This window comes from Couchioplanes caeruleus, assembly GCF_023499255.1.
Lineage (GTDB): Bacteria > Actinomycetota > Actinomycetes > Mycobacteriales > Micromonosporaceae > Actinoplanes > Actinoplanes caeruleus_A.
Window position 1 is genome coordinate 4700398 of the sequence record NZ_CP092183.1, and the last position, 21593, is coordinate 4721990.

Sequence of the window (21593 nt, forward strand, 5' to 3'; positions counted from 1 at the left end):
GGGCCTTGGTACGGAACAACGCACCCCGCCGGTTCAGTGACCGGCGGGGTGCGTTCGCGGATCAGCCGCGCGCCGCCCAGTCGCCGAGCGACCAGTCGCGCACCTCCGGCATGTCCTCGAGGTGCTCGACCACGTACCGGTCGTGGCGCTCCAGCTGGCTCTCGCACCACGCCTTGAGGTCGGACGCGCCGCGCGGCAGCCGCTTGGCGTTGTTGATCGCGTCCATCACCAGGTGGTAGCGCGACGCCTTGTTGCGCACCGTCATGTCGAACGGGGTCGTGGTCGTGCCCTGCTCGATGAAGCCGCGGACCCGGAACCGGTCGGCGTCGGGGCGGCCGTGCACCAGCTGGTGGATGGCGCCCGGGTAGCCGTGGAACGAGAACACCACGTCCACCGTGTCGGTGAAGAGCTCGGTGAACATCGTCTCGGTCATGCCGTGCGGGTGGTCCTTGGGCCGGGGCAGCGTCATCAGGTCGACGACGTTGACCACCCGGACCTTGAACCCGGGCAGCCGCTCCTTGAGGATCTGGGCGGCCGCGACGGTCTCCATGGTGACCACGTCGCCGGCGCAGGCCAGCACGATGTCCGGGTCGCTGCCGCCGTCGTCGGTGCCGGCCCAGTCCCAGATGCCCGCGCCGCGCGCGGCGTGCTCGACGGCCTCGTCCATCGTCAGCCACTGCAGCTGCGGCTGCTTGTCGATGACGATGAGGTTGACGTACGAGCGCGACCGGAAGCAGTGGTCGGCGACCGAGAGCAGCGTGTTGGCGTCCGGCGGCAGGTAGATGCGCGACACGTCGCCACGCTGGGTCAGCACCACCTGGATGAGACCCGGGCCCTGGTGCGAGAAGCCGTTGTGGTCGTTGCGCCACGCCGTGGAGGTGAGCAGCACGTTGAGGCTGGGCACCTTCGCCCGCCACGGCAGGTGCCTGGCCTCCTGCAGCCACTTGCCGTGCTGGACCGTCTGCGAGGCGCTGACCATCGCGAACGCCTCGTACGTGGCGAACATGCCGTGCCGGCCGGTCAGGTTGTAGCCCTCGAGCCAGCCGTGGCAGTTGTGCTCGGAGAGCACCTCCATGACCCGGCCGTCGCGGGAGATCTTCACGTCGTCGGGGGTGACGTGCTCCATGAACCCGCGGTCGGAGACCTCGAACACGGCGCCGAGCCGGTTGCTGTTGGTCTCGTCGGGGCAGAACAGCCGGAAGCGGTCGGGGTTGCGCGAGTAGATGTCGCGCATGAACTCGCCGAGCTTGCGGGTCGACTCGGCGCGCTCGGCGGCCGGCTCGGGCACGTCGACCGCGTAGTCACGGAAGTCCGGCAGGTCCAGGTCACGGCAGATCACGCCGCCGTTGGCGTGCGGGCTGGCGCTCATCCGCAGCGCCCCGTCGGGGGCGAGCTCGCGGACGATCGCGGTGGGCGCGCCGTTCTCGTCGAACAGCTCCTCCGGACGGTACGACCGCAGCCAGCTCTCCAGGATCGCCAGGTGCTCGGGGTTGTCCTTGACCCCCGACAGCGGCACCTGGTGCGAGCGCCACGTACCGGTCACCGTGACACCGTCCACCGACTCGGGGCCGGTCCAGCCCTTCGGCGAGCGCAGGATGATGAGCGGCCAGCGCGGGCGGGTGCCGTCCCAGTCGCCGTCGCGGGCGGACCGCTGGATCGCGCGGATCGTGGCGTACGCGTCGGCGAGCGCCGCGGCGAACCGGTGGTGCATGCCGGGCAGGTCGTCGCCCTCGACCTCGATGACCTCGTACCCGTGGCCCTCCAGCAGCGAGCGCACCTCGCCGCGGTCCTTGCGCGCCAGCACGGTCGGCCCGGCGATCTTGGCACCGTTGAGGTGCAGGATCGGCAGCACGGCGCCGTCACGGGCCGGGTTGATGAACGAGACGCCCTTCCAGGAGCCCTCGAGCGGGCCGGTCTCGGCCTCGCCGTCGCCGACCACGGCGATCGTCAGCAGGTCCGGGTTGTCCATCACGGACCCGAACGCGTGCACGAGCACGTACCCCAGCTCGCCACCCTCGTGGATGGAGCCGGGCGTCGTCACCGACACGTGGCTGGGGATGCCGCCGGGCGCGGAGAACTGGCGGAACAGGCGCAGCATGCCGTTCTCGTCCTGCGTCACGGCGGGGTACACCTCGGTGTAGGTGCCCTCGAGGTAGCCGGCGGCGACGAGCGCGGGGCCGCCGTGGCCGGGGCCGGCGAGGTAGATCGCCTGCTGTCCGGTGTGCTTGATGAGCCGCGAGACGTGCGCGTAGATCAGCGACAGGCCTGGGCTCGTACCCCAGTGGCCCAGCAGCCTCGGCTTGATGTCGTCGGGCTCGAGCGGGCGCCGCAGCAGCGGGTTGGCCTGCAGATAGATCTGCCCGATCGTCAGATAGTTGTTGGCGCGCCACCACGCGTCGAGACTTGCCACCTCCGTGTCGTCCAGTCGGCCGAGGCTGGTCAGGTCCTGCGAAACCGTCGTCATGATCCAGATCCTATGGTCGCTCGGGAGCGCTGGTCAGGGACTTAGGTCCCCTAACCCGGGGGCGCTTCGGCAAACATCCACTGGCCCGGCTCCCTGCGACCGCGCGCCGCCACAATCGTCCGCACGCCGGAAACAGAGGCCGCGTACCGTACCGTTCATCCTGGTCAGAGGTTCGTCGTCGAGGGAGCCGGCGTGGATCTGCACACGGTCGCCGAGGTGGTCAGCCCGGCCGGGCCCGGCCAGTGGCGGCCCGGGGACGCCTGGCTCGCCGGTGGCACCGCGCTGTTCGCCGAGCCGCGCCCGGAGGTGACCCGGCTGCTGGACCTGGCCGCCGCCGGGTGGACGCCGATCACTGTGCGTGACGACGGCCTGGAGATCGCCGCCACGTGCACGGTCGCGGAGCTCGCCGCGTACGCCGGGGCGCCGCACCTGACCGCGTTCCACGCTCTCGCCACCGCCTGCTGCCACGCCTTCCTGGCCTCCTTCAAGATCTGGAACGTCGCCACCGTCGGCGGCAACCTCTGCGCCGCGCTCCCGGCCGGCCCGATGATCGCGCTGACCGCCGCGCTGGGCGGGGAATGCCTGATCCTCGGCCCCGGCGGCGAGCGGCGGGTGCCGGTGACGAGCTTCGTGACCGGCGCCGGCACGACCGTGCTGAGCCCCGGCGAGCTGCTGCGCTCGGTCACGCTGCCCGCGACCGCGGCGACCGGGCGTACGGCGTACCGTCGCGGCTCGCTGTTCACCCACGGCCGCTCGGCCGTGCTGCTGGCCGGCCGGCTCGCGCCGGGCGGCCTCGTGCTGACCGTGACCGCCGCGACCGTGCGCCCCTACCAGCTGACCTTCGACGGCGTGCCGGACGCGACCGCGCTCGAGTCGGCCCTGGCGGACGCCGTGCCGGACGACGCGTGGACGGACGACGTGCACGGCTCCCCCGCGTGGCGGCGGCACCTCACCTTCCGCTACGCCGAGCAGATCCGCCGGGAGCTGACGGCATGACCGACTGCACCGAGCCGCGCCCGCCGGCACCCGGCCACGGCCCCGACGGCCAGGGCCAGGAGGGCATGCCCCGCACACACACCCCCACGACGATGTCCATCAACGGCGCCGAGCACGACCGGCCGCCGCGGCCCGGGCAGTGCCTGCGCACCTATCTGCGGGAGGAGGGCTGCACCGGGGTCAAGAAAGGCTGCGACACCGGCGACTGCGGCGCGTGCACCGTCCACGTCGACGGCGTGCCCGTGCACAGCTGCGTCTACCCGGCGTTCCGCGCGCAGGGCCGGCGGGTCACGACCATCGAGGGGCTCGCGCCGCCGGACGGGTTGCACCCGGTGCAGCAGCGGTTCCTGGACGCGCAGGGCTTCCAGTGCGGCTTCTGCACCGCCGGGCTGATCATGACCACGGCCGCGCTGGACGAGGCCCAGCTGGCCGACCTGCCGCGGGCGCTGAAGGGCAACCTCTGCCGGTGCACCGGCTACCGCGCGATCGGCGACGCGATCCGCGGCGTGCGTACCGTCGGCGGTGCGGCCGGCGGGCCGGCGGTGGGCGCGAGCGTCGGCGCCCCGGCCGGCCCGCAGGTCGTCACGGGGGCGGCCCGCTACACGTTCGATGTGGACGTTCCGGGGCTGCTGCACCTCACGGTGCTCCGCTCGCCGTACGCGCACGCCCGCATCGCCGGCATCGACACCGCCCCGGCGCTGGCCGTGCCGGGGGTCCGGGCGGTGCTGACCCACGAGGACGCCCCGGACCGGTACTTCTCCACGGCCCGGCACGAGCACCCCACCGAGGACCCGGCCGACACCCGGGTCCTCGACGACGTCGTCCGCTTCGCCGGCCAGCGCGTCGCCGCGGTCGTCGCCGACACCGAGGCGGCGGCCGAGGAGGGGTGCCGCCGGCTGCGCGTCGCGTACGAGGTCCTGCCCCCGGTGCTCGACCCGGAGACGGCGATGCGCCCCGGTGCGCCGCTCGTGCACGGCGACAAGGACCCGGTCACGCACCGCATCGCCCGCCCGGACCGCAACATCGCCGGCGAACTGCACGACGAGCTCGGCTCGGTCGCCGACGGTTTCGCCGAGGCCGACGTCGTGTACGAGGAGACGTTCCGCACCCCGCGCGTGCAGCACGCCAGCCTCGAGACCCACGGCGCGATCGGCTGGCTGGACGACGAGGGCCGGCTGACGCTGCGCTCCAGCACCCAGACGCCGTTCCTCACCCGGCTGGCCGTCGCCGACCTGTACGACCTGGCGCCTGAGCGGGTGCGCGTGCTCGCCGGACGCGTCGGCGGCGGCTTCGGCGGCAAGCAGGAGATGCTCACCGAGGACCTCGTCGCGCTGGCCGTCCGCAGCACCGGACGGCCGGTCAAGCACGAGTACACCCGCGCCGAGCAGTTCACCTCGGCCACGACCCGGCACGCCTTCACCGTACGGATCAAAGCCGGCGCCCGCCGCGACGGCACCCTCACGGCGCTGCAGCTGCACGTCGTCACCGACACCGGCGCGTACGGCAACCACGGCCCCGCGGTCATGTACCACGGCTGCCACGAGTCGATCGCCGTCTACCGCTGCCCGAACAAGAAGGTCGACGCGTACGCGGTCTACACGACCACCGTCCCCGCCGGAGCGTTCCGCGGCTACGGCCTGGGCCAGGTGTCGTTCGCGGTGGAGTCGGCCCTGGACGAGCTGGCCCGGCGGCTCGGCATGGACCCGGTGCTGCTGCGGGAACGCAACGTCGTGCGGCCCGGCGAGCCGCTGACCGCCCCGGGCGAGCACGCCGGCGACCTGCTGATCGGCAGCTACGGCCTGGACCAGTGCCTGGCCGCGATCCGCTCGGCCGCCGCGGCCACGGGTGCGCAGGCGCCGCCGGGCTGGCTCGTCGGCGACGGCATGGCGATGGCGATGATCGCCGCGGGACCGCCGGGCGGCCACGTCGCCGACGCCGCGGTCACGCTGCTGCCCGACGGCCGCTACGAGCTCGCTGTGGGGACCGCGGAGTTCGGCAACGGCAGCACCACGGTCCACGCCCAGATCGTCGCGGACACCCTGGGCACCACCCCGGACCGCATCGTCGTCCGGCAGTCCGACACGGACCTGGTGGGACACGACACCGGCGCGTTCGGCTCCACGGGCGTCGTCGTCGCGGGCCACGCTGTGCTGTCGGCAGCCCGCGCGCTGCGGACGCAGATCCTCGCGAGAACCGGTGGGTCCACTGTGGTCGCCGGCGCCGTCCGGCTGCCGGACGGCACCCTGCTCCCCCTGACGCAGGTGGCACCGGCACGCGCCGAGGGCCGCTGGGAGGGCACCCCGCGCTCGGTCGCCTTCAACGCCCACTGGTTCCGCATCGCGGTCGATCCGGGTACGGGCGAGCTCCGCATCCTGCGCAGCGTGCACAGCGCGGACGCCGGCCGGGTCCTGAACCCGCTGCAGTGCCGGGGCCAGATCGAGGGCGGCGTGGCGCAGGCGCTGGGCTCGGCCCTCGCGGAACGCATGGTCCTCGACGACGCCGGCCGGGTCACCACCACCGGCTTCCGGCAGTACCACCTGCCGGCGTACGCGGACGTGCCGGAGACGGAGATCGTCTTCGCCGACACGGAGGACACGATCGGCCCGCTGGGCGCGAAGTCCATGAGCGAGAGCCCGTACAACCCGGTGGCGCCGGCCCTGGCGAACGCGCTGCGGGACGCGACGGGCGTACGTTTCACCGAGCTGCCCTTCACCCGCGACCGCGTCTGGGCCGGGCTGCGGGGCCGGGCGCAACGATCGACCTGACTGTCGGCGGCCCGATACCGCGCGGCCGGCCGGTGTGGGAGGGTGCTAGGCCCATGGTGACCGCAGGACGGCAGAGGATCCCGGCCATGACCCACGACCCCGCAGCCCCCGGCACGACCGTCCACCCGGTGACCGACGAGGGGTGGGCCCGGCTCCAGCGCGCCCATGCCGTCAACCAGCCGGCGACCGAGGAGTCGCGGACGGCGGACCAGCGGGCCGGCCTCATCGCCGCGGTGGCCTCCCTCGCCGCCAGCCTGTCGCTGACCGGCGCCACGCTGATCCTCGACGAGACCGCGCTCGACCGGCCGTCCTGGGTGCGCTGGTGGTTCGGCCTGATCCTCGTGCTCAGCGTCACGCTGTTCGTGCTCGCGGCGATCATGTCGCTGCGTGTCCATCTCGAACGGCGGCCCCTGCCCGACGAGCTCGCCGGCCACGACCTCACCCACTGGGTGACCGCCGCCGCCGACCAGCTGGAGACGAGCGTACGGGCGAACTGGACGACGGCCGCCGCCAAGCACCGCAAGGTGGTGTGGGCGCTGGTCTGCCTCATCGCCGGGCTCGTGCTCGTCGCCGTCCTGACGGTGCTCGCCTGGGTGAGCGCCGCCGCCTGAGCTGCGCACGGCGGGCCGGGCACGTGTCAGGCCGCGGGTCCCCGCCGGACCGCGGCAGGTGGGCACGCGCCGGCGCTGTGACACCCCGCGGCCCCGCCGGGCCGGCCGGCTCACAGCAGCGCGGCGATCACCGGCGCGAGCACCGCGAGGGCGGCGGCGAGCGACCCGATCCGCAGCATCGCCGGGTCGGCCAGGACCTGCGCGATGCGGATCGGCGCGGCCGACTGCCCGCGCTGCGCCGGCCGTTCCAGAACGCTTGCCTCGACACTCATGTTCGGCTCCCCACCACAGCGACCCTGCGTTGACGAGCACGACTATCCCGCCGATCGGGCCGCCGCCACATCGGTGCAGAGCCGGATCCGCGGGCCCGGCGACTCGGTCGAAAGTCATAGGCGCCACCCAGCCACCCGGCCAGGGCGGCCCGAACGGCCCACCCAGCCCGAGCTGGCCGGCCCAAGCTGAACGGCCACGGCCGGCCCGGGCGGTCCGAGCCCAGCGGCCCGTCCCGGGCTCAGCGTCCCAGGTCAACCCGGGCCGGCCCTACCCGAGCGGCCCAACCCAAGCTGAACGGCCCAACCGGCCGGGCGGTCCGAGCCCGAGCCCAGCGGCCCGTCCCAGGCCCGGCGTCCCAGGCCAAGCCGAGCAGCCCAACCCTGGCGCTTAGGGCCGGGCCAAGCCGAGCGGCTCATGCCGGCAGCGCCGGGCCGGACCGGGCGCGCCGGACCGGGCCGCGCCGCGCCGGACCGGGCCAAGCCGAGCGGCTCATGCCGGCAGTAGCGCGCCGGCGGAACGGCCCGGTCAGAGTGATCCGGCCGGGCCGGTCTCCGGTCTCAGGCCAGCGGGATCTCGTAGGCGAGGTTCGGCCGCAGCCACCGCTCCACCTCGTCCACGCTCATCCCCCGCCGCGCCGCGTAGTCCTCGATCTGGTCCTTGCCGAGCCGGCCCACGGTGAAGTACCGGGACTGCGGGTGGGCGAAGATCAGGCCGCTGACCGCCGCCGCCGGCGTCATCGCGTACGACTCGGTGAGGCCGATGCCGAGCCGGTCCGCGCCGAGCAGGTCGAAGAGGTCCTTCTTCTCGCTGTGGTCGGGGCTGGCCGGGTAGCCGAGCGCCGGGCGGATGCCACGGAAGCGTTCGGCGTGCAGGTCCTCGAGGGCCGGGGCGGCGTCCGGCTCGAACCAGTCGCGGCGGGCCTGCAGGTGCAGGTGTTCGGCGAACGCCTCGGCGAGGCGGTCGGCGAGGGCCTTGACCATGATGGCGCGGTAGTCGTCGTGCTCGGCCTCGAAGCGGGCGGCCAGCTCGCCGGCGCCGTGGATGGCGACGGCGAAGCCGCCGAGGTGGTCCTGGCCGGCCGACGACGGGGCGATGTAGTCGGCGAGGCTGCGGTTGGCGCGTCCGGCCGGCTTGCGGGTCTGCTGGCGCAGCATCGGGAAGCGGACACCGTCGGCGAGGACGATGTCGTCGCCCTCGGCGTGGGCCGGCCAGAACGCGTACGCGCCGCGCGCCTGGAACGAGCCGTCCGCGATGATCTTGTCGAGCATCGTGTTGGCGTCGTCGAAGAGCTCGCGGGCGACCGGCTGGTCGAGGATCGCCGGGTACTTGCCCTTGAGCTCCCAGGCGAGGAACAGGAACTGCCAGTCGATCATCTCGCGCAGCGTGGCGATGTCGGGCTCGACGGTGCGCACCCCGGTGAAGGCCGGCGTGGGCAGGTCGGCGAAGTCGACGGTCTCGCGGTTGGCGCGCGCCTCGGCGAGGGTGAGCATCGGCTGGGAGTGCCGGTTGGCGTGCTGCTCGCGCAGGCGTGCCTGCTCGGCGCGGTTGGTCGTGTCGAGGGTCTTGGCGCGGCCGGGGTCGAGCAGGTCGGAGACCACCCCGACGACCCGGGAGGCGTCCAGGACGTGCACGGTCACCGCGTCGTACGCCGGCGCGATCCGCACCGCCGTGTGCTGGCGCGAGGTGGTGGCCCCGCCGATGAGCAGCGGCATCGTCATCCCGCGGCGCTTCATCTCGGCGGCGACGCTGACCATCTCGTCGAGCGACGGGGTGATCAGGCCGGAGAGGCCGACGGCGTCGGCGCCCTCGGCGATCGCGGTGTCGAGGATCCTCGCCGCCGGCACCATCACGCCGAGATCGATGACCTCGTAGTTGTTGCAGCCCAGCACGACGCCGACGATGTTCTTGCCGATGTCGTGGACGTCGCCCTTGACGGTGGCGAGCACGACCTTGCCCTGGCCGCGCCCGGACGCCTTCTCCTTCTCCATGAAGGGCTCGAGGTACGCGACCGAGCGCTTCATCACGCGGGCGCTCTTGACGACCTGCGGCAGGAACATCTTGCCGGCGCCGAAGAGGTCGCCGACGACCTTCATGCCGTCCATCAGCGGGCCCTCGATCACGTCCAGCGGACGGTCGAGCAGCTGCCGGGCCTCCTCGGTGTCGGCCTCGACGAAGTCGACGATGCCGTGCACCAGGGCGTGCTGCAGCCGCTCCGCGACCGGCGCCTCGCGCCAGGACAGGTCGACGACGCGCTTGGTGCCGGAGCCGGTGACCGTGGAGGCGAAGGTGACGAGCCGGTCGGTGGCGTCCTCGCGGCGGTCGAAGAGCACGTCCTCGACCAGTTCGAGCAGCTCCGCCGGGATGTCCTGGTAGACGGCGAGCTGACCGGCGTTGACGATGCCCATGTCCAGGCCGGCGCGCACGGCGTGGAACAGGAACGCCGAGTGCATGGCCTCGCGCACCACGTCGTTGCCGCGGAAGGCGAAGGACAGGTTGGAGATGCCGCCGCTGGTACGGGCGCCCGGGCAGCGCTGCTTGATCAGCGGCAGCGCGTCGATGAACGCCTTGGCGTAGCCGTTGTGCTCGGCGATGCCGGTGGCCACGGCGAGCACGTTGGGGTCGAAGATGATGTCCTCGGGGGCGAAGCCGGCCTTCTGCACGAGCAGGTCGTACGCGCGGCCGCAGATCTCCACCTTGCGCTGGGTGGTGTCGGCCTGGCCCTGCTCGTCGAAGGCCATCACGACCACGCCGGCGCCGTACCCGAGGACGCGGCGGGCCTGCTCGAGGAACGGCTCCTCGCCCTCCTTGAGGCTGATCGAGTTGACCACGCCCTTGCCCTGCACGCACTTGAGGCCGGCCTCGAGCACGCTCCACTTCGAGCTGTCGATCATGACCGGGATGCGGGCGACCTCGGGCTCGGTGGCGATGAGGTTGAGGAACGTGGTCATCGCCCGCTCGCTGTCGAGCAGGTCGGCGTCCATGTTGACGTCGAGCAGGTTGGCGCCGCCGCGGACCTGCTCGAGGGCGACGTCGACCGCCGCCTGGTAGTTGTCGGCCTCGACGAGCCGGCGGAACTTGGCCGAGCCGGTGACGTTCGTGCGCTCGCCGATCATCACGAAGCCGGTGTCAGGACCGATCTCGAACGGCTCCAGCCCGCTGAACCGGGTGGCCGGCCGGGGCTCGGCGACCGGCCGCGGCCGGGCCGCGCGGACGCCGTCGGCGATCGCGGCGATGTGCGCCGGGGACGTGCCGCAGCAGCCGCCGACGATGTTCACCAGCCCGTCCGCGGCGAACTCGGAGAGCAGCTGCCCGGTCTGCTCGGGCGTCTCGTCGTAGCCGCCGAAGGCGTTCGGCAGGCCGGCGTTCGGGTGCGCGGCGACGTAGACGTTCGCCAGCCGGGCGAGGTCGGCCACGTGCGGGCGCGCCTCGGCGGCGCCCAGGGCGCAGTTGACGCCGACGACCAGCGGCTCGGCGCGCTCGATGGAGCGCCAGAACGCCTCCACGGTCTGCCCGGAGAGGGTCCGCCCGGACAGGTCGACGATGGTGACCGAGATCCACAGCGGCAGCTGCGGGGCGACCTCGCGGGCGGCGGCGATCGCGGCCTTGGCGTTGAGCGTGTCGAAGATCGTCTCGATGAGCAGCAGGTCGACGCCGCCCTCGGCGAGGGCGGAGATCTGCTCCGCGTACGCCGCCTTGACCGTGTCGAAGGAGACCGCCCGGTAGGCCGGGTCCTCGACGCGCGGCGACAGCGAGAGGGTGACGTTGAGCGGCCCCACCGACCCGGCGACGAACCGGCCCCCGGCCTCGTCGGCGGCCTGGCGGGCGAGCTGCGCGCCACGGATGTTCATGTCGCGCACCAGGTGCTGCAGCCCGTAGTCGGCCTGCGCGATGCTGGTCGCGGTGAAGGTGTTGGTGGTGGTGATGTCGGCGCCCGCGGCCAGGTACTGCCGGTGCACGTCGAGGATGACGTCGGGCCGGGTGATGTTGAGCAGGTCGGGGTCGCCGGTGACGTCCTTCGGGTGGTCCTCGCCGATCAGGTCGCCCCGGTAGTCGGCCGGCGTCAGCTTGGCGCCCTGCAGCATGGTGCCCCAGGCCCCGTCGAGCACGAGCACGCGCTCGGCCAGGAGCTTGCGCAGCTCCCCGGCCACATCGCTACGGTTGGTTGTTACTGGCACAGCGACCACCTCCGCGGACTTCTCGGAGGCGCCCTTGGTCGGTGTGGTTCCGGTCCGAGCGTGGCGGGGTGGACCCCCGTTGCAGCGCCCCTCGGCCTGGCGCACAAGGTTACCCGAAGGCGGTCGTATCGGCCTCGAGGGCGGGTCGCGTCCCGAAGGATGGGCTGCCGGCGAGCGGTGCGTGCGGCCCGGCACCCGCTTCCCCGGTGCGTCCGGGGGCCGCCGCGGGCCGAACGCCGCGCCCGGTGACCGGGCGGCCCCGGTCCCGCTCGGCTGACCGGGCCGGGCCGGGTCGCCCGTACGGGCCGTTGTCGCGTCGATCCCCCTTCCGCCGCCTGCACCCCGCCCGAGCCCGCGTCAGGATGCATCCGGAACTCTGACCTGGGGGGACATCGACATGGAGATCCACCACTTCGAGCACGGATGGGTCACGCCGGCGGTGAGCTACACGCTGTCGGTGCTCGGCTCGCTGCTCGGCCTCGTGTGCGCCGTACGGCTGCGCTCCGCGCACAGCGGCGGCGGGCGGGCCTGGTGGCTGACGCTGTCGGCGATCGCCATCGGCGGCACCGGCATCTGGACGATGCACTTCGTGGCGATGCTGGGCTTCGGCGTGGTGGGCACGCCGATCCGCTACGACGTCGCGCTCACCGCGGCCAGCGCGGTGCTGGCGATCGCCGCGGTCGGCGCCGGCATGATGATCGTCTTCGGCGGCGAGCGGGCCCGCGCCGTCCGCATCGTCGCCGGCGGCCTGCTCGCCGGCCTCGGCGTCGCCGCCATGCACTACATGGGCATGTCCGCCATGCACCTCAACGGCCACATCTCGTACGGCACCCCGCGCGTGGCCGCCTCGGTCGCGATCGCGGTCGTGGCCGCCACCGTCGCGCTGTGGCTGACGGTGACGGTGCAGAAGCCGCTCGCCATCCTCGGCGCGGCGCTGATCATGGGCGTGGCGGTCAACGGCATGCACTTCACCGGCATGTCGGCGATGACCGTGCGCGCCGACGAGGCGACCGGCACCCCGTCCGGTGCGACGGCCACCACGCTGCTGATCCCGATCGGCCTCGCCGTGGTCTTCGCCGCGCTGGGCCTGGCGTACGCGTTGATGGCGGCCCCGACCGACGAGGACCGGGCGGCGGCGGCGTACCTGGCCGCCCGGCTGGAACAGGGCGACGCGGCGGACCGCCCGGCCACCCCCCGCCCGGCGGCGGCGGCTCCGGCGAGCGCGCACATCCCGCAGCAGCGCGGCTCGGCCCTCGGCGGTGCGTCGTGGACGTACCGGGACCGCTCATCGCGACAGTGACGGGGCGGCCAGGAACCGCAGGTACGCCTCGCGGTCCAGCGGGTCGCCGTCCAGGCGCGCACGGACCGGCGGCGTCCCCCGTACCGGCCGGTCGGGTCCGGGGCGGCTCCACAGCGCCCCCTCGCCGTGCGTCAGTCCCGGCAGCGCCCGGGTCAGGTCCTGCACGAGCCGGGACGGCAGCTCGCCGGTGATGACCCAGCCGTCGGCGCGCGGTACCGACCCGGACAGCTCCGCGCCCAGCGCCGACATCGCGCCGAGCACGGTGCTCAGCGCGTCGGCGGGGACCTCGACCTCGACCGAGTGACACGGCTCGTGCACGCGCGTACCGGCCCGCTGCAGCGCGCGGAGCAGCACGACGGGCGCGAGGCCGCGGAAGTCGGCGGCGGTGGAGATCGGCGACTTCCAGGCGATGCGGGTCACGGTGACCGTGCAGTCGAGCACCTCCCAGCCGGACAGGCCCTGCTGCAGGGTGCGGCGTACGGCCTCCTCGGTCGCGACGTGGAACGCGCGGGGCACCGCGCCCCACTCGGCCTCGTGGCGGTACCGCAGGCCGGAGCCGGGCGGGCCGGGCTCGGCACGCAGCCCGATCGTGGCCCAGAAGTCGTTGCCGCCGTGCTTGCCGAAGGCCGTCTCGGCGTGACCGGCGCCGATCAGCCGCTCGGCGTACACGGGCTGCACGTCGCCGAAGACCGCCTCGACGCCGAAGTCGCGCGCCAGCCGGTCCGCGATGACCTCGCGTTGCACGGCCCCGTACAGCAGAACCGAGGTGGCACCGCCCGCCGCGCGGGTCCGGATCAGCGGGTCCTCGTCGGCCAGGCTGGTCAGCGCGGCGTGCAGTTCGGCCTCCTGGCCGGGGTGCCGGGGCTCGACCAGCGCCTCGAGGCCGGGCGGGGCGAACTGGCGGGCGGCCTCGCGTCCCGGGTCGCCCAGCCGGTCGCCGACACGGGCGCCGCCGAGCCCGCGGACCCGGGCGATGCCGCCGGCCCGGAGCACCCGCTCGCCGGTGCCCGGCACGCTCAGCCCGGTGACGCGGCCGGTGACGGCGCCGCCGGGGCGGGTCAGCCGCAGGCGCTGGCGTTCTCGCACCTCGCCGCCGAACAGGCGCAGGTAGGCGACCTTCTCGCCGCCGGGGGCCCGCTCCACCGCGAACACGAGCCCGCTGGTCGCGCCCCGGGCCGGCGGTGGGCGCAGCAAAGTGGTCAGCCCGGTGGTCAGTTCCCGGACGCCCTGCCCGGTCAGCGCCGAGCCGAAGAACACCGGGTGCAGCCGGCCGGCGGCGGTCTCCTCGGCGATCAGCCCGCGCAGCTCGTCGAGCGAGCGGTCGGGCCGGGCGGTGGCGGCCGGGGTGCCCGCGTCACGCACGGTGCTGACGGCCACGACGTCGGCGTCCAGCTTGGACCGCAGCTCGTCAACCAGTCCGGCGGTCCGGGCACCCGTACGGTCGATCTTGTTGACGAAGAACAGCACGGGCAGGCCGAGCCGGCGCAGTGAGCGCCACAACACGCGGGTCTGTGCCTGCACGCCCTCGACGGCGGAGACGACGAGGACGGCGGCGTCGAGCACGGCGAGCGCCCGTTCCACCTCGGCGATGAAGTCGGGGTGCCCGGGCGTGTCGATGAGGTTGATCCGCCGGCTGCCGGCGGCGAACGAGGCGACCGCGGAGCGGATGGTGATGCCGCGCTCGCGTTCCAGCTCGCCGCTGTCGGTGTGGGTGCTGCCGGCGTCGACGCTGCCGAGCGCCGCGATGACGCCGTGCTCGTAGAGCAGGCGCTCGGTGAGGCTGGTCTTACCGGCGTCGACGTGCGCCAGGATGCCGAGGTTCAGAGGTGTCGAAGGCAAGGAGGTCCTCGGAGGCCGGGATCGGATGGATGGTCCGGGGCGTTCCGAGCTCTCGCATGCTTCCTCCAGGGTCGGCGGTCAGCCGCACCCTACGACGGCCGGTGTCGCGGTCGCGACCGAATTACCCCCGCAGGTGACGACCTGGCCGACGCCGGCCAGGTCGTCGGTGCGGTGGGTGATGAGCAGGACCGTACGGTCGTGCGCCGCGGCCAGCAGGTCCCTGGTGAGCGCGTGCGCGGTCTCGTCGTCGAGGTGCTCGGTCGGCTCGTCGAGGATGAGCACCCGGGCGTCCGTCAGCAGGGCGCGGGCCAGCACGAGGCGTCGGCGCTGGCCACCGGACAGTTGCATGCCGTGCTCGCCGACCAGCGTGTCCAGCCCGCGCGGCAGCCCCTGTGCCCAGTCCAGCAGCCGGGCCCGGCCGAGCACGTCGCGCAGCTCGGCGCCGGAGGAGTCGCGCCGGGCGATCCGCAAATTCTCGGCGATGGTCGTGTCGAACAGGTACGCGTCCTCCGGCAGGTACGTGACGACCCGCCGCACGTCGGCCGGGTCGAGCGTGCGCAGGTCCACGCCGTCGAGGGTGATGCGGCCGGCCCGGGGGTCGAGGAAGCGCACCAGCAGCGCGGCGATCGTCGACTTGCCGGAGCCGCTCGGGCCGACCAGCGCCGTACGGCTGCCCGGCTCCAGCGTGAAGGAGACGTCGCGCACGGCGGTCCGTTCCGCGGTCCAGCCGGCCGTGACGCCCTCGACGCGAACCAGGCCGGGCCCGGCGGGCAGCGGCTGCGGGCCGGTGACCTCCATGACGGGTACGGGCGCGGCCATGACCTCGGCGAGCCGGCGCAGCGCGGCGCGGGCGGACGCGAGGTGCTGGGCGGCGCCCGGCAGCGTCCCGGCGATCTCGAAAACCGCGAGCGGGGTGAGGACCACGACCGCGAGGAGCTCGCCGGGGAGCGTCCCGGCGCGGACCGCCACGGCCCCGGCGGCCAGCCCGACGATCAGGCACAGGCCGGTGCTGAGCGCGGTCACGGCCGCGGACACGCCGGTGGCGAACGCCGAGCGCTCCCCCGCCCGGCGCAACCGCGCGTCGGCCTCGGCGAGCCGGGCCAGCTGCCGGTCGACGGCCCCGTACGCGGTCAGGTCCCGCAGCCCGTGCGCGAGGTCCACGGCGGCGGTCGCGAGCTCGCCGCGCAGCGGGGCCAACCGGCCGTCCGCCCGGCGCGCGGCCCGGGCCTGCAGCAGCGGGACGACGACGGCCACCACCACCAGGGCGGCCGCGAGGGTGAGCCCGGCGACCGGCAGGACCGATCCGACCAGCAGCACCGCGCCGGCGCCCGCGACCGCCGCCACCGCGTACGGCACCAGCACCCGGGTGATCAGGTCCAGCACGGCGTCGACGTCGGTGACGAGGCGCTGCACGAGGTCGGCGCGCCGGAAGTCGGCGAGCCCGGCGGGAGCCAGCTTCTCGAGCCGGGTGTAGAGGCGTACGCGCAGTGCGCCGAGGATGCGGAAGGCCGCGTCGTGTCCGGCGAGGCGCTCGACATAGCGCAGCGCGCCGCGGCCGATGCCGAACGCGCGCACGGTGACGATGGCGACCATGAGGTGCAGCACCGGCGGGTGCAGGGCGGCGCGCGAGATCAGCCAGGCGGAGGTGGCCATGAGCCCGACGGCGGCGCCGGCCGCGCCGACGCCGGCGAGCACGGCGATCAGCAACCGGCCCGCGGCCGGCCGCAGCAGCGTCACGACGTTCATGCCGTCACCGGGGCCAGCGAGATCTCCCGGTCGGCGAGGGCGATCAGCTCGGGGCGGTGCGCGGCGATGACGACCGTACGCCCGGCAGCGAGCCGCCGGATCGCGGCCATGACCCCGTCGGCGGTGTCCGCGTCGAGGTTCGCGGTCGGCTCGTCGAGCAGCACGACCGGCGCGTCCCGGTGGAAGGCGCGGGCGATGGCGATGCGCTGCCGCTGTCCCGCGGACAGGCCGCTGCCGTCGTCGCCGAGCGTCATGCCGGGGTCCGTGACGAACGTGTCGGCGCCCGCTTCGCGCAGGGCCGCGGTCACGTCTCCCGGGGCGCCCAGGGCGACGTTCTCGGCGACCGTGCCGGCGAACAGGTACGGGCGCTGCGGCACCCAGGCGATCCGCTGCCGCCACCGCTCGGGGTCCACACCGGACAGCGGAACTCCCCCGACGGTGACCCGCCCGGAGAACGGGGCGGCGAAGCCGAGCAGCACGTCCAGCGCGGTCGACTTGCCGCACCCGCTGGGCCCGGTCAGCGCCACGACCTCGCCGGGCTGGATGAGCGCGGACAGCCGCAGCGCGTCGGCGTCGCGGTAGCGCACCACGACGTCCTCGAACGCGATGGTGCCGGCCGGTGCCGGGTCGCTCCCCGCGGCGGGCACCGGGCGTTCCAGGATCGCGAAGGCCTCCTCCGCGGCGGCCAGGCCCTCGGCGCTGGCGTGGTAGTTCGCGCCGACCTGACGCAGCGGCAGGTACGCCTCCGGCGCGAGGATCAGCACGAGCAGCGCGGTGGCCAGGTCGAGGTGCCCGGAGACCAGGCGCAGCCCGATGCCGACGGCGACCAGAGCCACCGACAGGGTCGCCAGCAGCTCCAGCACCAGCGAGGACAGGAACGCGGTGCGCAGCGTGCGCATGGTGAGCCGGCGCTGCTCGGCGCTGATCCGGCGGATCGTGCCGGCCTGCGGCCGGGCCCGGCCGAACAGCTTGAGCGTGGGCAGCCCCGCGACGACGTCGAGGAAGTGGTGCGACAGCCGGGACATCAGCCGGAACTGGCGCCGGTTGGCGGCCTCGGTGTGCAGGCCGACCAGCGCCATGAAGACCGGGATCAGCGGCAGCGTCAGCGCGATGGTCCCGGTCGCGACCAGGTCGGCCGGCAGCAGCCGGGCCAGCACGATCGCGGGTACGAGCGCCGCCAGTACCAGCTGCGGCAGGTACCGGGCGAAGTACGCGTCGAGCGCGTCGAGCCCCCGGGTGACCAGCGTGAGCACCGCGCCCGTCGGCTGCCGGTCGCGGGGGCCGAGCTCGGCCAGGCGGGCCAGGACCTTGCGGCGCAGCTCCGACTTGACGCCGGCGGCGGAGCGCGCGGCCATGACCTCCTGCGCCCACGCCACGAGCCCGCGCCCGGCCACCACCACGGCCAGCCGGCCCAGCGTGGGCAGCAGCGAGGCCGCCGTCGCGCCGTGCAGGAAGACCGCGGTGATGCCGTCGGCCAGGAGGGTCGCCTGCGCCACGATCAGCGCGGCCAGCGCCACCCCCAGCGCCACGGCGACCGCCAGGTACGCCCGGGTCGAGCGCGCGTACCGGAGCAGGCGCGGGTCGAGCGGCTTCACCGGGCTTGGTTGCCGGCGCCGGCGGGCGCGGGGCTGACCGGGATCGGCGTCGCCGGGATGTGCTCGACGGTGAGCCGCTTGCGGAACACCCAGTACGTCCAGCCCTGGTACGCCAGCACGACCGGCGTGAACACGACCGCGACCCACGTCATGACCTTCAGCGTGTACGGCGTCGACGCCGCGTTCGTGGTGGTGAGGCTGTTGGCGTCGGCGATGGTGGACGGCAGCACGTTCGGGAACAGCGTGACGAACAGCGCGAACACGGCCAGCACGATGGTGGCGGCGGTGGCCAGGAACGCCCAGCCCTCCCGGCGTACCCGGGTGGCGAGCGCGGCCCCCACGAGGCTGAGCGCGGCGACGGCCGAGAGCACCCAGCCGGCCGCGTCGTGGTGCGCCAGCGCGGTCCACAGCAGGAACGCGCCCGCGACCGCGATGGCCGGCACGGCGAGCCGGGCCGCCAGGGCGCCGGCGCGCTCGCGCATCTCCCCGCCGGTCTTCAGGGCGAGGAACACCGCGCCGTGCAGCGTGAACAGCACGAGCGTGGTGAGCCCGCCGAGCAGCGCGTACGGGTTCAGCAGGGTGAAGAACCCGCCCACGTACTCGTGGTCGGCGTCGAGGCGCACGCCGCGCACGATGTTGCCGAACGCCACGCCCCACAGCAGTGCCGGGACGAGGCTGCCGACGATGATGCACAGGTCCCACCGGCGCTTCCACCACGCCTCGTCGCGCTTGCCGCGGTACTCGAACGCGACGCCGCGCACGATGAGGGACACCAGGATGATCAGCAGCGGCAGGTAGAAGCCGGAGAACAGGGTCGCGTACCACTCGGGGAACGCGGCGAAGGTCGCGCCGCCGGCGACGAGCAGCCACACCTCGTTGCCGTCCCAGACCGGGCCGATGGTGTTGATCAGCAGGCGCCGTTCGCGGTCGTCGCGGCCGAGCACCGGCAGCAGGATGCCGACGCCGAAGTCGAAGCCCTCGAGCAGGAAGTAGCCGGCCCAGAGCACGGCGATCAGCCCGAACCAGACAGTCGTGAGTTCCATATCGCAGCCTTCAGTCGATTCAGGGCGGTGGGTGGGGCGGTCGGACGGCTCTCAGTAGGCGAACGCGAGGGGGCGGTCGGCGTCGTCGGTGTCGTCCACCGGTGGCTCGATCTCGGGCGCGCCGGCGCGGGCGTACCGGAGGAAGAGCCCGACCTCGACGACGGCGAGCACGCCGTAGAGCAGGGTCAGCACGATGAGCGAGGTGGCGGCCTCCCCGGTGCTCACCGCCGGGGAGCCGCTCTCCGCCGTGCGGAACACGCCGAAGACGGTCCACGGCTGCCGGCCCATCTCGGTGAAGATCCAGCCGAACGAGTTGGCCAGCAAGGGCATCGCGACCGTGGCGATCGCCGCGGGCCACAGCCAGCGGTTCGCCGGGGTACGCCCGCGCCGGGTCAGCCAGAGCGCCGCCAGCGCGATCGCCATCGCCAGCGCGCCGAAGCCGATCATCAGGCGGAACGACCAGTACGTGACCGGCACGTAGGGCGCGTAGTCGCCGGGGCCGTACTTCTCGGCGTACTGCTGCTGCAGATCGTTGATCCCCTCGACCTCGCCGGACGGGCTGCCGGTGGCCATGAAGGACAGCAGCGAGGGGATGCGCACGCTGGCGACCTCCTCGCGCCCGTCGAGGGAGCCGATCGTGAACAGCGAGAAGCTGGCGGGCTTCGAGGTGTCGTAGAGCGCCTCGGCGGCGGCCATCTTCATCGGCTGCTGCTCGGTCATGATGCGGGCCTGCAGGTCGCCGGTGATGAGCACGCCCACGCCGGCGATCAGCACGACCCAGGCGCCCAGCTTGAGCGAGGGCCGGAACACCTGCTCCTGGTTGCCCGTGCGCAGGTGCCAGGCGCTGACGGCGAGCAGCAGGGCGCCGGCCGTCAGGAAGCACGCGGTGACCGTGTGCGGGAACGTCACGAGGGTGGTCGAGTTCGTCAGCACGGCGCCGATGCTGTGCAGCTCGGCGCGGCCGGTCCCGGCGTTCACCTCGTAGCCGACCGGGTGCTGCATCCACGAGTTCGCGGCCAGGATGAAGTACGCCGACAGCAGCGTGCCGATCGAGGCGAGCCAGATCGTGGCGAGATGCAGCCGCTTCGGCAGCCGGTCCCAGCCGAAGATCCACAGCCCGAGGAACGTCGACTCGAGGAAGAACGCCAGCAGCCCCTCGATGGCCAGCGGGGCACCGAAGATGTCACCGACGAACCGCGAGTAGTCGCTCCAGTTCATGCCGAACTGGAACTCCTGCACGATGCCGGTGACCACGCCCATCGCGAAGTTGATCAGGAAGAGCTTGCCCCAGAACTTCGTGGCGCGCAGGTAGTGCTCCTTGCCGGTACGCAACCAGGCGGTCTGCAGGCCGGCGACCAGCGCGGACAGGCCGATCGTGATCGGCACGAAGATGAAGTGGTACACGGTGGTGATGCCGAACTGCCATCGGGCAAGATCCAGGGCGTCCACGGGGTGGTCCTTTCCACGGCTGGGAACGAAGTCTTCGTGACCTCGCCGGAGGCCGATCAGGGCCGAAGGTCCCGACCCAAGGTCCCGTCCGGAAGGATTTCGCGTGGCACTGACACGGCGGCTGGGCACGACCGACGCGGTCGTGGTGGGGCTCGGCGCGATGATCGGGGCCGGCGTGTTCGCCGCGTTCGCCCCGGCGGCTGCCGCGGCGGGAAGCTGGCTGCCCCTCGCGCTGGCGGTCGCGGGCGTGGTCGCCTACTGCAACGCGGTGTCCTCGGCGCGGCTCGCCGCGCTCTACCCGACCTCCGGCGGCACCTACGTGTACGGCCGCAAGCGCCTGGGCGACCTCTGGGGCTACCTCGCGGGCTGGGGCTTCGTCGTCGGCAAGACGGCGTCCTGCGCGGCGATGGCGCTGACGGTCGGCAGCTACGTCTGGCCGCAGCACGCCAGGACCGTGGGGGTGCTCGCGGTGGCCGCGCTCACCGTGCTCAACCTGCTCGGCGTCCAGAAGTCGATGATCGCCGCCCGGATCATCGTCGCCGTGGTGATCGCGGTGCTGCTGACGGTCGTGGCCGCGGGACTCGGCGGCGCCACCTGGCCGGCCGGCAGCGGCCCGGCGGTCGGCCCCGTGGACGTGCTGCAGGGCGCCGGCCTGCTGTTCTTCGCCTTCGCCGGCTACGCCCGCATCGCCACGCTGGGCGAGGAGGTCCGCGATCCGGCCCGCACCATCCCCCGCGCGGTGCCGCTCGCCCTCGGCATCACGCTGATCCTGTACGCGGCAGTAGCCCTCGCCGTCCTGGGCGCCCTGGGCCCGGCCCGCCTCGCCGTCTCCACCGCTCCCCTGGCCGACACGGTCACCGCCGCCGGCGCCTCGTGGCTGACCGGCGTGGTCCGCCCGGCCGCCGCCCTGGCCGCGCTGGGCTCCCTGCTCGCGCTGATCCTGGGCGTGTCGAGGACGACGTTCGCCATGGCCCGCGACCGGCACCTGCCCGGCGTGCTGGACGCGGTCAGCGCCCGGCACGGCGTACCGCACCGGGCCGAGGTGGCGGTCGGCGCCGCGGTGATCGCGCTGGTGCTGCTGGTGGACCTGCGCGCAGCCATCGGCTTCTCGTCGTTCGGGGTGCTGGTCTACTACGCGGTCGCCAACGCCTCGGCCATGACCCTGCGCCGCGACGAGGGGGCGCCCGCCCGGCCGGTACCGGTGGCCGGGCTCGTGGGCTGCCTCGTGCTGGCCGCGACGCTGCCGTGGCCGTCGGTGGTGGCCGGCCTGGCGGTGTTCGCGGTGGGCGCGCTGGTGTGGCTCCTGCGCCGCAGGTCCCGGCCGGCGGCGCCTTAGC

The 21593-nt window shown here is 73.8% G+C and carries 13 protein-coding genes and 1 riboswitch; of the genes, 5 read left to right on the forward strand and 8 right to left on the reverse strand.

Annotated features, from left to right (window positions below; genetic code table 11):
* Positions 1 to 61: 61 nt before the first annotated feature.
* Positions 62 to 2464 (reverse strand): phosphoketolase family protein, encoded by a 2403-nt coding sequence (locus COUCH_RS21790; protein WP_249607026.1) that lies wholly within the window; start codon positions 2462 to 2464, stop codon positions 62 to 64.
* A 192-nt stretch (positions 2465 to 2656) separates the two neighbouring features.
* Here COUCH_RS21790 and COUCH_RS21795 point away from each other — a divergent pair, with 192 nt between their 5' ends.
* From COUCH_RS21795 to COUCH_RS21805, 3 genes are all read left to right on the forward strand, one after another.
* Positions 2657 to 3460, forward strand: a complete 804-nt coding sequence (locus COUCH_RS21795; protein ID WP_249607027.1) for an FAD binding domain-containing protein — start codon at positions 2657 to 2659, stop codon at positions 3458 to 3460.
* Positions 3457 to 6225: a molybdopterin-dependent oxidoreductase gene (locus COUCH_RS21800; protein WP_249607028.1), complete on the forward strand. Its 2769-nt coding sequence runs from the start codon at positions 3457 to 3459 to the stop codon at positions 6223 to 6225. The genes COUCH_RS21795 and COUCH_RS21800 overlap by 4 nt, the downstream gene beginning before the upstream one ends.
* 86 nt (positions 6226 to 6311) lie before the next feature.
* On the forward strand, positions 6312 to 6836 hold the full coding sequence (locus COUCH_RS21805) for a hypothetical protein (RefSeq protein WP_249607029.1): 525 nt from the start codon (positions 6312 to 6314) through the stop codon (positions 6834 to 6836).
* A 110-nt stretch (positions 6837 to 6946) separates the two neighbouring features.
* Here COUCH_RS21805 and COUCH_RS21810 read toward each other — a convergent pair whose 3' ends face one another.
* On the reverse strand, positions 6947 to 7108 hold the full coding sequence (locus COUCH_RS21810) for a hypothetical protein (protein ID WP_249607030.1): 162 nt from the start codon (positions 7106 to 7108) through the stop codon (positions 6947 to 6949).
* Between the two features lie 558 nt (positions 7109 to 7666).
* On the reverse strand, positions 7667 to 11284 hold the full coding sequence (metH, locus tag COUCH_RS21815; protein WP_275979958.1) for a methionine synthase: 3618 nt from the start codon (positions 11282 to 11284) through the stop codon (positions 7667 to 7669).
* A gap of 19 nt (positions 11285 to 11303) precedes the next feature.
* Positions 11304 to 11383: riboswitch (S-adenosyl-L-homocysteine riboswitch) on the reverse strand.
* Positions 11384 to 11681: 298 nt separating this feature from the next.
* On the opposite strand from metH, the gene COUCH_RS21820 reads away from it, so the two are divergent.
* Positions 11682 to 12584, forward strand: coding sequence for an MHYT domain-containing protein (locus tag COUCH_RS21820; protein ID WP_249607031.1), 903 nt, complete (start codon positions 11682 to 11684; stop codon positions 12582 to 12584).
* Here COUCH_RS21820 and COUCH_RS21825 read toward each other — a convergent pair.
* From COUCH_RS21825 to COUCH_RS21845, 5 genes are all read right to left on the reverse strand, one after another.
* Positions 12570 to 14423 carry an elongation factor G gene (locus COUCH_RS21825; protein WP_249607032.1) on the reverse strand — a complete coding sequence of 618 codons (1854 nt, stop codon included), beginning with the start codon at positions 14421 to 14423 and terminating at the stop codon, positions 12570 to 12572. The genes COUCH_RS21820 and COUCH_RS21825 overlap by 15 nt on opposite strands.
* Positions 14424 to 14501: 78 nt before the next feature.
* Positions 14502 to 16169 (reverse strand): thiol reductant ABC exporter subunit CydC, encoded by a 1668-nt coding sequence (gene cydC / locus COUCH_RS21830; protein WP_249607033.1) that lies wholly within the window; start codon positions 16167 to 16169, stop codon positions 14502 to 14504.
* Positions 16166 to 17764 carry a thiol reductant ABC exporter subunit CydD gene (cydD, locus tag COUCH_RS21835; RefSeq protein ID WP_249607034.1) on the reverse strand — a complete coding sequence of 533 codons (1599 nt, stop codon included), beginning with the start codon at positions 17762 to 17764 and terminating at the stop codon, positions 16166 to 16168. The genes cydC and cydD overlap by 4 nt, the downstream gene beginning before the upstream one ends.
* On the reverse strand, positions 17761 to 18807 hold the full coding sequence (cydB, locus tag COUCH_RS21840; protein WP_249607035.1) for a cytochrome d ubiquinol oxidase subunit II: 1047 nt from the start codon (positions 18805 to 18807) through the stop codon (positions 17761 to 17763). Before cydB ends, cydD begins: the two co-directional genes overlap by 4 nt.
* 51 nt (positions 18808 to 18858) lie before the next feature.
* Entirely contained in the window at positions 18859 to 20256 is a 1398-nt protein-coding gene (locus COUCH_RS21845; RefSeq protein ID WP_249607036.1) for a cytochrome ubiquinol oxidase subunit I, read from the reverse strand.
* 103 nt (positions 20257 to 20359) lie between these two features.
* Between COUCH_RS21845 and COUCH_RS21850 the strand changes: the two genes are divergently transcribed.
* Complete coding sequence (locus COUCH_RS21850) at positions 20360 to 21592, forward strand: APC family permease (protein WP_275979959.1); 1233 nt, start codon at positions 20360 to 20362, stop codon at positions 21590 to 21592.
* Position 21593: the final 1 nt, after the last annotated feature.